Source organism: Actinomyces sp. Z5 (assembly GCF_003287795.1).
Taxonomy (GTDB): Bacteria; Actinomycetota; Actinomycetes; order Actinomycetales; family Actinomycetaceae; genus Actinomyces; species Actinomyces glycerinitolerans.
In genome coordinates this window covers 4,567-18,928 of record NZ_QMIN01000014.1, presented here as the reverse complement: position 1 = coordinate 18,928, position 14,362 = coordinate 4,567, and the positions used below count along the sequence as shown (strand labels likewise).

Here is a 14,362-nt window from a genome sequence, read left to right as displayed (position 1 = left end):
CCTTGGGGGACGGTTTACGACCCCGGGAGGGTCGTAAACCGGCTCTTCGTGTTTGTGAGGGTGTGGTGGTTCGGCTCGGGTCTTCGCGGCGGGTCCTGGGGGTGTTGAGACGCGGGGCCGGGGCGCTGGGTGCGGCGCCATAGGGCGGCCGTAGGGTGTGTTGGGTACGCCCCTTCGGTGTTTACTACTCCGGTTTGACCTCTGCTGAAGGCTCCAAAGCCCTTCAGCAGAGGTCAAACCGGAGTACTAGAGCACGAACCGGAGTAGTAGACGGCCCGGGCCACGGACACGAGGACGCTGCCGACCTCGTCTCGCGGCCCAGGCAGTAGCCGAAGCGCCCGGCCCCCGCCGCCCGACATCCTCCTAGGCCGCCAGAGCCCCGTAGTAGCCCCGCGTACTGGCTAAGCCCGAATCCAGGCCGGACCCAGACCCACGCACTCACCCCCCGCACTGGCGTATACACCAGTCGCCAGCACCACACCCTCAAACACGAAGAACCCGTAAAACGTCCTCTAAGGTCGTAAACCGCATCCAAAGGTCGTGCTCGCCTCGGACGGCGCGGAACGCCGGCGGCCTGCCCCAGTCACAGCACGTCCAGCATGGTGGCGACGAAGGCGTCGTAGGAGTCGGCTGCGGCCAGGCGGGCAACCTTGGCGGGATCCACCAGCGCCTTGATCACCGCGTCGAACACATCTCCGAAGGCGTCGCGGCTGTCCGCGGACAGGCACAGCATGGCGATGAGTTTGACCGGCGTGCCGTCCCAGTCGACGGGCCGATCGGCCAGGCACACGGCAATCGCAGTGCGCGCCGCAGTCATCTCAATCGTGTGCGGAATCGCGGCACCGGAGGTGAAGGCCGTGGTGGACAACCGCTCCCGCTCCTTGACCTGATCCAGGAACTCCGGGCCGACGGCGCCGGCACGGGCGAGCAGACTCGCCGCACTTTCCAGTGCGGTATCGCGGTCCTGTCCGTCCGGGATCCGGGTGAACAACTCCGGCTCCATCACCGTAGTCAGCCAGGCGGCGGCCTTGAACCGCTTGTGGCCGGCCGCGATATCCGCCGTCATCTCTCGAATTCGTTCCAGATCTGCGTCCGTCAGCAGCAGCCCCGTGCGGATCACCGGCACATCGGGCGCGTTCGGCAACGGCACTGTGCTCACAATCAGGTCGGCGGCCAGGTCAGGCCCGACGTCGTCGACGTCCGTGATCACCCGGTCCACTCGCCCGGTTCCAGCCACCGCGATCTCCACGGCGTGCATTAGGGAGACGTGGACGTCGTAGTAGCGGGGAACGACGACGGCTACGGCGACCTCGTCGTCCTGCGCGTGCATGGAGAGCAGGCGGCCGCCCACGTGGAAGGCGATGAAGCCGATCTCGTCCTCACTGACTTGGATGCCGGTCTCCACTTGAATCTGCCGGGCGATGAACACCGCCAATTCGTGCACCAGCGGGTGGGTGTTCTTCACGGACTGCCCCACCGGGATGCGGGCGGAGTCATGGTGCGCTGCCCGCTGCACCAGGCTCCGCACATGCATGGCGAGGAAGGCGATGAACCTGTCGTCCGCGAGGTCCACCAGGTAGTTCGCGTTGAGCTTCGCGACGATCCGGGTGACCATGGCCAGATAGTGCTCGTCGAGGAAGGCCCTGACCTCCGGGTTGGAAGTCTCCTCCGGATAGGCGGGGGCGGCCTTGGTCAGCAGCAGGAGCGCGAGGTAGGCGACCTCCCGCTCCGGCACCTGCACCCCGAATACTTTCGCCACCAGCTCGCTCACCGCGCGAGACACCGGGGCGAGCGCGTCGTCCGGGGGCAGCTGCGAATCGTGAACGGAGCGCCCGTGCCGCACCCGGTCGACCATGATGGCGATGTGGGCGACTAGCTCGTCGGCGGTCCACTCGTTGATGGACAACTGAAAGCCATCCAGCACTTCGCGCAGCTGCTTCTTGAAGCCCAGCAGTTCTGGCTCCCGAAGCCGGTGGGCGACTTCTGCGACGTCGATGAACTGGCGTCGACGCACGGCGGCCCCGGTGAGGATGCGCCGCATGAGACGGCGCTGCGCCGCCTCTTCCCCCTGAAGCGACAGTCGCTCGTGGTCGCGCGCCAGGCGCAGACCGAACTGGGCCACCAGCGGCCTGGCCTTGCCCAGGTCGGCCTCGATTGTGGAGTCGGAGACGTGCAGCTGCTCCGCCAGCTCGAATACGCTCACCGGCCCCTGGGCGGCGACCAATACGCGCAGGATATGTGCCAGCCGGGCCTCGGGACCATCATCCCGAGACCCGGCCGGCGCCGGCCGCATCCGTGCCCGTTCCAAGGCGCATGCATCCAGGCGGTAGCCGGAGTGCGATGCGGTGATGACCCGCCCGTAGCGCTCATTGGCGGCGGTCACGTAGTTGCGGATCGTGCGCGTGGATACCGCCAGCCGCGCCGCCAGCTCGCCGGAGGAGAACGGCCGTGGCTCCTCGGAGAGGATCTGCAGCAGATCCTCGAAACTCGTCATGACGGCTCAGCTCCGCGCGGCGATCCAGTCGAGGATCGCCTCGTGATCAACGGTGTCCAGATCCGTGGCATCCACCTCCAACAGCTCGCCGAGCCGGAAGGTGTCATACCCGCGCGTGGTGCAGCGCCGGTAGAACTCCTCACGGCTCAGCAGGCCGGCGGCCTTGCTGCGATCCGGGAGCGAGTCGCCGCGGTGGTACCGGTCGACGATGTGGCCCAGATGCCGTGAGGGATCCAGGTCCCGCCGCTGCTGCCGTTCAAACAGCACCTCCAGGTCGGCGGTCAGGCGGATTGTCAACGCGGTGGCGCCGTAGCGCTCGCACAGTGCCCGCAGCGTCGGCAGCTGCTTAATGCTGAACGGGTAGTCGGACAGCACCAGCGGACGTTTGGAGTCGTCACTCATGTCGCCACTGTGAGCGTCACGGTTCAACGCGGCTTCAATCTCACCGAAGAAGATCCCGAGCGCCCTGCGGTCCAGGGCCTGCTTCTGCTCGGCGTTGTCGAACCCGTGCTCCTCCCACAGCTTCTCCTTGATGTCGTCGATGGACACCTGCGCGCAACCCGGGAAGCGTTCCCTTATGCGCGTGCACAAGTAGCTCTTACCGGTGCCGGGCAGGCCCGCGACCAGGACGAGGATTGCTCCACTCACCGTCGCCTCGCAGCTCGCCGGGGTCATTCGGGCCGACGCCCCATGAACAACGCGATCTTGTGGGCGACGATCTCACCGACGACGTCGTTGCAGGGCACGATGTTGTTGCGCAGCGAGCTGTTGACCTTGGTGGCCCCGAAGGTCTCCTGCGCCTTGCGGGTCCAGCCGACCAGCAGCTCGGTGCCGACGTTGAACTTGCGGATGCCCTTGGCGGTCAGTTCGGGGTAGTCCGCCTCGTCCACGCCGGTGCCGCCGTGCACCACCAGGGGCACGTCGACGGCGTCATTGATGCGGCCGAGCAGGTCCAGGTCGATCTTGGTCTTCGACTTGAACTGGCCGTGGTTGGTGCCGATGCTGACGGCGAGCGCGTCGCAGTCGACCTCGGCAAGGAATTGCTGGGCCTCCTCCGGCTGGGTGTACTTGCCCTCCCGGTTGCGGATGCCCTCCTCGGTGCCTCCGATCGTGCCGATCTCCGCCTCTACGGAGACGCCGTGCTCATGGGCGAAGGCGACCACGCGGCGCGACTTGGCGACGTTCTCGGTGAAGGGCAGCTGGGAGCCGTCGAACATGACCGAGGAGTATCCGGCGGCGATGGCGTCGCGGATATCGGTCAGATCGGTGGCGTGGTCCAGGTGCAGGGCGACGTCGACGATCTCGTCCTCCGCCATGGCCCGGCACACCGCCACCAGGTTCTTCATGCCCACGTAGCGGGCGGTGCCGGGAGAGGTCTGGATGATGATCGGGGAGCCCAGATCCCGGGCGGCGCGGATCATCGCGGGGACCATCTCCAGGTTGTGGGCATTGAAGGCGCCGACGGTGTAACCGAGGCGCCGGGCCTCGGCGAGCATCGGGGTGATGGGGATATACATTTGGGCGTTTCCTTTTGGGATTGAATGGGTGAACGATTGCTTCGGGCAGTGCGCCCGGCAGGGGCGCTCGTCTAGAACTGCGAGCGCATGACGCGCTTGGACAGGGCGGTCAGCTCGTCGAGCTTCACGGTCCACTGCTGGATGGCGGCGTCGTCGCGGGCCCTGGCGGCCTGCCTCAACTGGTCGTTGTAAAGCGTGAGCAGTGCGTTGTAGGCCGGGCCGAACTGCTCGCGGATCGCCATGGACGCCTCGTAGCTGTCGATCGCGGCGGTGGCGTCGCCCAGTTCCTGTTGGAGGCCGCCGAGCTCGTTGAGGAGCTTGATCCGCGCCTCGGGATCGGCCTGTTCCTCCAGCTGTGCGGTGAGCGCGGCGGCGCGTTCGCGCAGGGCCTCTTGGTCGGAAGCGGTTTGCGCCGCTGGTGTCTCAACCGCCTCGCCCGTCTCGACGGCGTCGGCGGACGCCGTCGACCGGTGCTCGGCCTGCTTCCGGTTTCTGCGGAATAGTCTCATCTCGCCGCCCTCAGAATGCGTTCATGATGGGGCGGACGATGTAGGCGAACAGCAGGCCGGCGGTGATGGTATCGACGTCGGTCGCGGACAAATTGGGGAAGCCCAGGTTCATGAAGGTGGTCACCAGCAGTGCCGGCAGCAGCGTGATGAACAGGCCGTGCACCACGCCGCCGATGATGGCGCCGCGGCGCCCGCCCACGGTGTTGCCGAAGATGCCGGCGGTGCCGCCCGCGAAGAAGTTCGTCAGCATGCCGGGCACGATCACCGCGAAACCGACGGCCGGAAGAGCCACCATGGCGATCAGGGTGCCGATCGTAGTGGTGATGAAGCCGATGACCACCGCATTGGGGGCGTAGGGGAACAGCACCGGGCAGTCCAGCGCGGGCTTGGAGTCGGGCACCAGCTTCATGGAGATACCGCGGAAGGCGGGGACGATCTCACCCAGCAGCAGCCGCACACCGGCCATCAGCACGTAGACGCCGACGACGAACTGGATGGACTGCAGGAAGGCGTACATCATGTAGTTCATGGTTCCGACCTGCTCGGCCACCGGCTCGGGTCCGGCGACCGCCGCGACGATGAGGAACAGCGGAGTCATGACCACGGCGAGGGACATGTAGGTGTCCTGCAGGAACTCCAGGGAGCGGGGGAGCTTGATGTCCTCCGTGGAGGGCTGCTTCTCGACGTTGCGCTTGCGCACGAGCCAGGCGACCCCCGCCTCAACGAGGTAACCGATGGTGCAGAAGTGTCCCAGCGCGATCGCGTCGTTACCGGTGATGCGGCGGACGATGGGCTGGGCCAGGGCGGGCATGGCGACGCAGAAGAAGCCGCCCACCACGCTGGCGGCGAGGATGAGCCCGGCACCGCGCAGTCCGGCCGCGTAGCCGAAGATGACGGTCATCGTGGACATCCACAGCAGGGCCTGACCGGTGAGGAAGATGTACTTCCACGGGGTGAATCGCGCCAGCAGGATGTTGACGACGAAGATGCCCAGGAACGCCAGCGCGATCTGCCCTCCCAGGCCCATGTTGTTGGTGGCGTAGCCGTTGACGGCCTCAATGCTCGGCACGATTCCGGTGGTGTGGAATGCCGCCTGGAACATCACGCCGAAGTACGTCAGTGTGGTCACCAGTACGGCCGATCCCGCCGAGAGCACGTAGAAGCCGAGAATGGTCTTGAACGTACCCATGATGACGGCGCCGACACCCTTTTTCTGCAGGATGAGGCCGAGCATGGCGATCAAGCCGATGATGATCCCGGCCTGGGTGAGGACGTTGTTGATGATCCAGTTGATTACGGTCATGCTCGGGCCTCCTTCTCCTGCACGACCGGGAGTAGCTTCTCCGCGATCTCGGTCTTGTCAACGATGTTCTTGAGGAATACGAATGAGATAGCGGGGTCGAGCTCGTACTTCTCGATCGTGGGCTTGAAGTTCTCCGCGGAGACGATGATGTCCGCGCGCACGCCCGGGATTCCGGAAATGGCCTCGTGTCCGAGGTTGGCGCGAATGCCTGCGTCGGCTAGTACCTCTTCCGCTTCCATCTGGCAGGCCAGGCTGCTGCCGAGTCCGGCGCCGCAGATGAAGTAGATATCGAGTGGTCTGGTCATGGGATACTCCTTCGTGTCGTGACCTTGCCGTTTGAAATGGGGTGGGTGCCCCAGCTCGGGTCAGTCCTCCTGCCGGAGGATTCGCTGAAATTCATCGACGGTTTTCGCCGCGATGAGCCGCTCCTGCTTCGGGCGGTCGCCGGCTATGGCGACGAATTCTCGGAGCGCTTTGAGGTGGGAGTCGTCGTCGACGGCCGCCAGGCAGAAGACGATGTCGACGGGGTCGTTCTCCGGGTGATTGAAGTTGACGGGGTCCGCCAAGGTCATGACGCTCATGGCCTGGCGCACCACTCCCGCCTCGGGCCGGGCGTGGGCGAGAACCAGGTGTGGCGAGAGCACGATGTACGGGCCGAACCGGTCAACTGCGTCGATCATTGAGTCGATGTACGCGGCGGTGATTGCACCGTCCGCGAGAAGCGGCTGGGCGACGGCGGCAATCGCCTGTTGCCAGGTCGCCACGTGCTTATGGATGATCACGTGATCATCGGTGATCAGGTCGGTCAGTGCTGTGCTCATGCGTTTGGTCCTCCGTGCGCATGAGTATCGGAGCCGGCGGCGTGAGCTGGCCAACAGAAGTTTTTCCGCCTGTGGGTGCCTTGGCGGAAAAAGTGGGCGGGGGCCGGTGCGCCTCGTGGGGGCACCAAGTGATTCCGACCAACCCGGGCGGGTAACCCCTGCCGACCTCGGCGAAGGTAGCGGGAGGGTCAGCGCGGGGCCGTGAGTGCGGAATTCAGCTCAAACGGCGGATGACCCACTCGGTGCTCAGCCGGGCGACCTCACGAGCGGCGTCCTCGCCGTCGGCCTGTACCTGGTACAGGCGGCTGCCCTCCGGCAGGAGCGGGAAGGCCTCGGTGGCTGCCTCCGCCGTGTCCGGGAACTCCTCGGTCAGCGCGCCGTGCAGCATGAGGATGGGCCAGGGCAGATCCGCCATGGTCTTCTCCGGCGTCTGCAGGGAGACGTCGGCGAGCGTCTCCTTGCTCAGCACGTCCCACTCGCGCGAGTTGGGGTTGTCGTCGGGCAGGCGGGTCAGGCCGTGCCGGTCGAGTTCGTCGAGCTGTTCGGGGGAGAAGACGTTCTCCCACAGGATGGACTGCGGGCCGACGACGGCCCCGGCGACGACGGCGGTGCGCACCTGCGCGGGACGGGCCAACAGGGCGGCCGTGGCGCCGAAGCCGTTGGCGTGGATGGCCTGGCGGACGTAGCCGCGGTTGGCGAGCCAGGCGGACACGGCCTGCAGGTCCTCGATCTCGCCGGCCAGGGTGATCACGTCGTCGTCGGACTCACCCAGGCCGGAGAAGTCGAACTGGAGCGTGGCCAGGCCGGCGCGCCGGTACTGCTCGGCAAGTGCGTCCAGCCGATGGTCCAGGCCGTGGCGGTCGGTGAGGAAGTCGTGGGCGAGGATTACGACGCCTTCTTCGCGCGGCGGAACGGGACGTCCGGAATTGATGGCTTCTTCGTCGAAGGCATCGGGGTCGAAGGGGGCGGCGCCGTCGGGCAGGTGCATCGTCGCGGCGAGATTGATGCCGCGGGCGGTGTCGATGCGCAGATTCGGCATAGGGCAAAACTAAGGCACGGCCCGACGCAAGTCACGAGCATGGAGCGCTTCGCAGGAGCGATTGCGCTGGCAGCGTGACTATGGCGACCCGGCGTCAGCTGCAGCCGGGTGGCCGATGCCGCATCGGTGCCCGTCCCACGGATGGGACGGGCACCGACGCGCAAGCCGGTAGGCGGCCAGACGGCCTCGCCGGCACGGGCTCAGTACGAGGAGGCGTCGTCGTCGGTCTCGGCGGCGTCCTGCGCGTCCTCGGCGTCCTGCGCGCTCTCGGCCTTGAGTGCCTCGAAGGCGGCGTCGACATCCCCATCGGTGATCTGCGCGGGGGCGGAGGCGCCGGGCAGGGCGGCGTTGCCGCCGGCCTTGAGGGCCGCCAGACGCGCCTCGGCCTCCAACTGCTGGTCGGAGGACTCCAGCTCGGCGAACTGTGCCTCCAGCGAGGCCCCCGCGATCTCCATCTGCCCGGCGGCCTGCGCCTCGACGCGGCGCACCTGGTCCTCGTAGCGGGACAGCTCGCTGGTGGGGTCCATGATGTTGATGGAGCGGATGGCGCCCTGCACCTTTACCTGGGCCTCGGCGTTCTTCTGCCGGGCGACCAGCTGGTCGCGCTTGGTCTGCAGCTCACCGAGCTTGGTCTCCATCTGCTGCAGACCGGTCTTGAGCTGGTCGACGACCTGCTGCTGGGAGGCGATCATCGGCTCGGCCTGCTTGGCCTCGTTCTCAGCAGCGATCTGCTTGGTCAGCGCGATCTTCGCCAGGGAGTCCCACTTGTCGGCCCCGGCGGCGTCCCCGCCGGCACGCAGCTCGTCGGCCTTGCGGGAGGCGGCCAGCGCCTTGTTGCCCCAGTCCTTGGCCTCGGCGACGTCCGCGTCGTGGTCCTTCTCCGCCAACCGCAGGTTGCCGATTGTCTGGGCGACGGCGTCGCGCGCCTCGGCGATGGAGGCCCGGTAGTCGCGCACCAGCTGGTCGAGCATCTTCTCCGGGTCCTCGGCGCGATCGATGAGGGCGTTGATGTTGGCGCGGGTGAGCTGGGCGATGCGCCCCAGGATCGACTGCTTCTCAGCCATGTGGTTTCCCTTCGTCGTGCTCGCCCGACGGCCGGGGAGCGAATGGTATGGGTATGGATGCCCTTGCGGGCTGTATGCGTCCACCTTATGAGCAGACTATGCGCATAGGCGCAGCAGCCGACGGAGTGGGTCTGCCGGCGCCGTCACCGGGCCATACTTCCAGGAAACCGCGCCCGATCGTCGGAAAACGACCGGCATTGTCGACGACGATTCCTCTATCCGGCCCGTCTGTGGTCCGCCCACGGTGGGGCGTGCCGACGTGTGGTGTAGCCCCGAGGCGACGCGACCAGCCGATTCAGAAACGGCCGCCGCCACCACCGAAGCCGCCCCCGCGGCCGCCACCGAAGCCGCCCCCGCGGCCGCCACCGAAGCTGCCGCCTCCGCCGCCGAAACCACCTCCGCGGTGGCCGCCGCCGAAGGAGCCTCCCCGTGGGCCGCCGAAGCCGCCACCCCGTGGTGGCTGTGGCGGGCGCGGGCCGCCGCCCCAGCCGCCGTAGTTCCGGTTGCCTCCCAGGAGGATGCCGCCGAGCACGAGTGAGCCCAGGTCGATGCCGCCAGAGCTGGAGGACCCGCCCGACCCGGAGCCCCAGGAGCCGGATCGCCGCACGTCGGCCTCCGCCTGCGCCTGCGCCTGTGCCACCAGCGACTCCCCGGAGGTGACCTCGGCCAGGGCCGCCGTCGGGTCGGTGTTCTGCAGGGAGGTGGCGGCCGCCGCGTGCCGGGAGGCCTCGGCCAGGGCGGTGCGTGCGGGGGAGCCGACGGCGCCGCGATAGCTGGTGATGTAGGAGGTCACCGCGGAGATCTGCGAGTTGAGCCGCCCCAGGCGAGATACCAGGGAGGCGCGGGCACGTGAGTCGTTCTCCTCCTGCTGGCGTGCCGGCGCCAGGGCGGCGTCGAGCGCCGATTCGGCTCGGGCCAGGTGGTCCAGGGCGGCCAGCGGGTCGCCGTCGGGATTCGACGCGGCGCGGCCCTCGGCCACGGCCGCCTCGGCGTCGGCCACCAGCGGTTGCAACGACGCCGCGGGCACCTGCCCCGCCAGCCGCTGGGCGTCCACCAGGTCGGCGGAGATCGAGGCGATCGCCGTCTTCAAGTCGGCGTCGGCCCGCTCCAGCCGCTCGCGCACGCCGCTCACCTGCCCGGCGAGCTCGCCAGCCTGGGCGATTGAGGCCTGGGCGATGCGCACCTGCTCGACGGCGGTGGACTGATTGCCGGCGTCCATGCTGGCCCGGGCCTGGTCCAGCGCAACGCGGCCCGCCTCTACCAGTTTGTGGGCGCGCGCGGGCGCCTCGGAGATGGAGGTGAGTGCGCTGTCGGGGTAGGTGGCGTGCAGGGTGACCAGCAGCGTGTCGGCCGCGGCGATGGCCTGCTCGGCCTCGTCGGCGCGCTGGGCGGTCTCGGTGATGGAGCGTGGCAGGTTCTCCTCGATGCCGCGCCGCTCCTTGAAAGCCGCCTCCTGCGCCTGGATGGCGGCGGTGGCCTCGTTGCAGCGGGACAGAATCTCCTGACAGAGCTGCCGCTGGCGGGTCTCATCCCCGGGGGCGTCGTCCAGCTGGCCGCGCAGCTCGAAGGCCCGCGCCACCTGCTCCTGGGCGGCGGTCAGGGCGGCGGTGAAGTCATCGGTGGCGGACAGGCCGAACTGGGCCTGCGCGTAGGACAGCTCCTCGGCCGCGGAGCGCACGGCGTCGTCGGTGCTGACCAGGGTGGCGCCGGCGCGGGTGCGCAACGCCTCCAGAGGCTCGGCGGGCTGGACGGCCTTGCCGGCGCCCTTCTTCCGCTTGCGGCTGCGGTTGTAGGCGACGGCGCCCACGGCGCCCGCACCGACGACGGCCAGGCCCACTCCCAGGGCGGTGCCCGAGCCGCCCGAGCCGGAGCCGGCGGCGTCCGCGATGGCGGTAACCGCGGCGTCGTAGTCGCCGTTCCTCAGGGCTTGTTGGATGTCGCCGCGTACGGAGTCGAGTTTGGAGTCGGACCAGACGGAGTCGTAGGCGGAGCCGCCGAAGGCGAAGCTGTTGGCGCCGTCGGCGGGCAGGTTGATCACCAGCAGCAGGTCGGTGGTGTCGAACCCGGAGGCCTCCCAGGCCTTGGCGGCGTACTGCTCGGCGGTCTGGGAGTCATCGCTCATGGTGACGATCCACAGGCCGACGCCGTCCTCAGCCAGCTCGTCTACGGCCGCCTGCGCGGCGTCGTCGTCGAGGATGCCGGCGTCGTCCGTGACGTGGTCGGCAATGCGGGTTGACACCTCGGCGGGTGCCACCGCGGTGTTTACGGCACCACCGGTGCCACCGGAGGCGGTGGCGAAGGCGTGAGGCCCGGCATATGGGGCGGCGGTCGCCGTCGCCGCGGTTCCGGCCGCGCCGACGAGCAGCACAGCGCCGAGCACGAGCCGGACGGCGCGGCGTGCCGCGGGCGTGCTCAAGGAGGCCGCGGGTCTGCGGGTCCTGCAAGAACGATAGGTGCCGGCAGAGGCAGTGGCGCCCGTGGACGGGCGGGCATTTGATCGCATCGGGGACATCGTCCCCGCTAGCAGGCGCGGCGGCAAGCGGTTTCGCCCCCGGCACGCCATACCGACCGACCTCGGCCCGTAAGATCAGCCGACCTCGGTGATCGGGCGGGGTGGGGAGTGCGACCGTGCGTCTTCCGGCTCACAGCTGCGACGTCGGGCTTGCGCTGACCGCGCTCGCGGCTTCAATTGTCCCCATGACCGACGCCACCGTCCCTGTCGACGCCGCGGCTCTAGCCGCCGTCCCCACGTCCACCGCCCCGATCATCACGGTGATCGAGCCCGAGCCGCAGGCTCCCATCGGCCGCCTGCGCGAATGGCTGGCCGCGGAGGGGCTTACCCTGCGTATGGTGCGCCCCGAGGCCGGGGATCCGCTGCCGAGCCTGGACGACTTGGGTGATGGCCTGGTGGTGCTCGGCGGCCCCATGAGCGCCCACGCCGAGGCCGACCACCCCTGGATCACCCCGCTGCGCGACCTCCTGCACGGCGTCGTCGAGACGTGGGTGCCCGCCGTCGCCATCTGCCTGGGCGCCCAGATCGCCGCCGAAGCGATCGGCGGGACCACCGCCGCGCCCTCTCCCTACGGAACCGAGCGCGGCGTCGTCGACCTGGAGCTTAAGGATGCGGCCGCCGCCGACCCCCTCTTCTCCGAGATCGTCGATGAGGCCGTCCGCGCGGCCGTGCGCGCAGGCATCTCCACCCACGACGGCACCCGGCTGCCAGTGCTCGTCTCCCACGACGACGGCGTCGTGAGCCTGCCCGCGACGGCCACGCTGCTGGCCTCCTCCGCGGGCGCGCCGGTGCAGGCCTGGCGTGCCGGCCGCCTGCTGGCGCTTCAGCACCACCCGGAGTCCACGCCGGTGCGGATGGAGCGGGTGGAGTCGCGCATAACCGCGTGGAAGCTGGGCGCGGTTGACGACGTGGAGGAGCTGAAGCATCTCTCCGACGCTGATCTTCCTGCCGAGGCGCTGGCCGCCGGGCGACGCGTGCGCGCCGACGCGGAGCGGGCCGAGCCCGTGGTCCAGGCATTCGGGCGGGCGCTCGCCCGCGTGCTGGCGCGGCAGGCCCGCGCTCATCGTCTGCACAAAGCTTCGGCGAACGTCTGAATCGGCGGTATTGACCGGTCCTCAGGGTATGGGGCTAGACGTCGATTACGCGCAGCAGCTGGGGGTCGGGGAGGCGGCCGTTGATGATGTAGTCGCGGAAGACGGGAACGGCCTGCTGGCCGGTGAAGATCTCCTCGGGGTGCAGGTGGATGGTGTAGGGCTCGGGCGAGCCGTTGTCCCAGGACAGTGGCACCCACCGGTCAGGGTCCGCGACGGGTTCACGGGCCAGCACGTAGTGGATGTAGCCTCCGTCCGGGTTGGGGACGCGGGCCTCAATCGTCAACGCCCGATTCGACCCAGCCGCCTGCATATACCGCATCTGCTCAGGATCATCATCAGCCAACTCATCAGGAAACCTCACCCTCTCCGGCAAAGGCTGAACACCCAAAGCAAACCGAGGACCCCGGTAAGAAATGTCGGGTAAGTCAGATCATGCGCGATGTCGTCGGCTATCATCTCCGGAGTCTGACGAACCTTGAATCGCTCCCCTCGCCCGTGACGAGCATCCACATTCCAAGTTACGAAGTAATTCACTATTCGCTTCCTTTCATGCTCTGAGGCGGTTGGTCAGTATTGTCTGGGTGCTTGAAGGAGTTCGACCTCGGTGATTTCGATGACGCGTCCGTCCGGCAGCGTCACCCGGGCGGGGTTGTCCGGCGAGACCAGGCTGTCGAACGGCTTCTGCTGTACTCCCCGGCGTGCACTACCGGACTTGAGTCAGGCAAGACAGGGCGGCCCGCCCCAGGAGCGTGTCAGCGCCCGGGGCGGGCCACCCTGTGAGGAGGTGGGGGTTCAGGCGTTCTTGGGCCAGGTGTCCAGGATGGTGGGGTAGGTATCGGGGCTGCCGTAGGTGAACACCGCACCGTTAGCGGTGGGGTAGGAGGCCGTGGCCAGGGCACCGGCCTGCGCCCAGTGCGGCGAGGAGGCCGGGAAGAACAACTTCCACCCCTGCACATAGTCATACGGCTCAGGCTCATCCCTGACCGGAAAGTCCTCACGAGAAAGGCACCCGATCTCCGGCTCCAGGATATCCGCACCCATGGCGACCAGACGATCAGCCAGCGACTCATCACCGACGAGCAGATCAGCGAACTCACTACTATGAAACCTGAGGGTCACGTGACCCTTATCGGGTTGCCAGCCACCAATCATTACCATGATGGAGGCGCCCTCATTGCGTTCCACATCACCAGAAAACAGCGAGAATATTGCTCCGGAGGTCCTGGGTTCGATGTTGGCGTGCATGACGGCGAGGAACTCCTCCAGGGTGGTGATCTCTGGGTTTGCCGCGGCCTTCGCCTTAGACATGGCGGTCTCGCGCCACGGGTTCAGGGTGGGGTGCAGGCCCCGCAGCTGCTGGATCAGCTCCCAGGACCGCGCAGCCTCCTCCTCCATACGCTCCTCCTGCCCCGGACGATGCATCCTGAACGAAAGCTCCCACTTCACGGCCATCAGTAGGTGTCCCTTCCCCCGTGTTCCTTGTCTCGGCCAATGGTATCAGAGGTGAATGCGTCTGGTGTGGGTTAGAAGTTCGGTGGGGTGTGCACCAAATCAATCCCAGCAGGGAATTTCCCCTGGCTCTGCATCTTGCGCAGAGCAGCGAGTACTTCTGGCTCTGCTACGTGCCAGCATATGGGGGTGTTAGCGCCAACGGCTCGTACGGCATCAAGTTGCCCAGTCGCCGACTTGACCATCTCATCGAGGACGTGCTGTCCAAAACCGTAGTCGAGAAGGTTTGAATACCCTAGACCTTTGGCGTCGTGGAGGATGTCGTCGTAGTAGCCGTCGAACTCCACGCCGTCGACGTAATAGGAGTCCTCAATAGTCACGCCGGTGACCTGCTCCTCATACGCCTGGGAGCGATTAGAGTTACTGTAATTCTTACCCGGCCCCCACTCGCCCGGACCACCATCACTAGCACCACGGGTGGGCTTGCGCACACCCGGATAATGAATCCCGTCCCGCGGCGCATACGGACAATCCTTACCCTTGCCTCGGCGTTTGCTGTC

At 67.6% G+C, this 14,362-nt stretch carries 14 protein-coding genes; 1 reads left to right on the top strand and 13 read right to left on the bottom strand.

Translation table 11 applies throughout. The annotated features are described in order from the left end of the window. Positions 1-583: 583 nt before the first annotated feature. The 10 genes from DRB06_RS01520 to DRB06_RS01475 form a co-directional block, all read right to left on the bottom strand. Positions 584-2,494 carry a transcription antiterminator gene (locus DRB06_RS01520; RefSeq protein WP_111818963.1) on the bottom strand — a complete coding sequence of 637 codons (1,911 nt, stop codon included), beginning with the start codon at positions 2,492-2,494 and terminating at the stop codon, positions 584-586. A gap of 6 nt (positions 2,495-2,500) precedes the next feature. After that, positions 2,501-3,142 carry an AAA family ATPase gene (locus DRB06_RS01515; protein WP_199912510.1) on the bottom strand — a complete coding sequence of 214 codons (642 nt, stop codon included), beginning with the start codon at positions 3,140-3,142 and terminating at the stop codon, positions 2,501-2,503. Positions 3,143-3,165: 23 nt separating this feature from the next. After that, on the bottom strand, positions 3,166-4,011 hold the full coding sequence (locus tag DRB06_RS01510; protein ID WP_073329136.1) for a class II fructose-bisphosphate aldolase: 846 nt from the start codon (positions 4,009-4,011) through the stop codon (positions 3,166-3,168). 71 nt (positions 4,012-4,082) lie between these two features. Continuing rightward, on the bottom strand, positions 4,083-4,520 hold the full coding sequence (locus DRB06_RS01505) for a hypothetical protein (RefSeq protein ID WP_108968519.1): 438 nt from the start codon (positions 4,518-4,520) through the stop codon (positions 4,083-4,085). 10 nt (positions 4,521-4,530) lie between these two features. Then, entirely contained in the window at positions 4,531-5,823 is a 1,293-nt protein-coding gene (locus tag DRB06_RS01500) for a PTS sugar transporter subunit IIC (RefSeq protein WP_108968517.1), read from the bottom strand. Then, complete coding sequence (locus tag DRB06_RS01495) at positions 5,820-6,128, bottom strand: PTS sugar transporter subunit IIB (protein ID WP_073329144.1); 309 nt, start codon at positions 6,126-6,128, stop codon at positions 5,820-5,822. Before DRB06_RS01495 ends, DRB06_RS01500 begins: the two co-directional genes overlap by 4 nt. Before the next feature lie 60 nt (positions 6,129-6,188). After that, positions 6,189-6,644, bottom strand: a complete 456-nt coding sequence (locus tag DRB06_RS01490; RefSeq protein ID WP_108968515.1) for a PTS sugar transporter subunit IIA — start codon at positions 6,642-6,644, stop codon at positions 6,189-6,191. Positions 6,645-6,858: 214 nt separating this feature from the next. Continuing rightward, positions 6,859-7,683, bottom strand: coding sequence for a S9 family peptidase (locus DRB06_RS01485; RefSeq protein ID WP_073329149.1), 825 nt, complete (start codon positions 7,681-7,683; stop codon positions 6,859-6,861). 200 nt (positions 7,684-7,883) lie between these two features. After that, complete coding sequence (locus DRB06_RS01480) at positions 7,884-8,747, bottom strand: PspA/IM30 family protein (RefSeq protein ID WP_111818962.1); 864 nt, start codon at positions 8,745-8,747, stop codon at positions 7,884-7,886. A gap of 295 nt (positions 8,748-9,042) precedes the next feature. Next, positions 9,043-11,163, bottom strand: a complete 2,121-nt coding sequence (locus DRB06_RS01475; RefSeq protein ID WP_258522105.1) for a TPM domain-containing protein — start codon at positions 11,161-11,163, stop codon at positions 9,043-9,045. Positions 11,164-11,444: 281 nt separating this feature from the next. On the opposite strand from DRB06_RS01475, the gene DRB06_RS01470 reads away from it, so the two are divergent. Continuing rightward, entirely contained in the window at positions 11,445-12,353 is a 909-nt protein-coding gene (locus tag DRB06_RS01470; RefSeq protein WP_111818960.1) for a type 1 glutamine amidotransferase, read from the top strand. Positions 12,354-12,387: 34 nt separating this feature from the next. Here the strand turns inward: DRB06_RS01470 and DRB06_RS16460 are convergent, their stop codons facing one another. From DRB06_RS16460 to DRB06_RS01455, 3 genes are all read right to left on the bottom strand, one after another. Next, positions 12,388-12,636 (bottom strand): NTP pyrophosphohydrolase, encoded by a 249-nt coding sequence (locus DRB06_RS16460; RefSeq protein WP_234415918.1) that lies wholly within the window; start codon positions 12,634-12,636, stop codon positions 12,388-12,390. Positions 12,637-13,145: 509 nt separating this feature from the next. Further along, the gene (locus tag DRB06_RS01460; protein ID WP_111818959.1) at positions 13,146-13,748 is read right to left on the bottom strand and encodes an Imm52 family immunity protein; all 603 of its coding nucleotides are present in this window, start codon (positions 13,746-13,748) and stop codon (positions 13,146-13,148) included. 128 nt (positions 13,749-13,876) lie between these two features. After that, positions 13,877-14,362: Tox-REase-5 domain-containing protein (locus tag DRB06_RS01455; RefSeq protein ID WP_220092951.1), on the bottom strand; the 486-nt coding region annotated here is incomplete at its 5' end.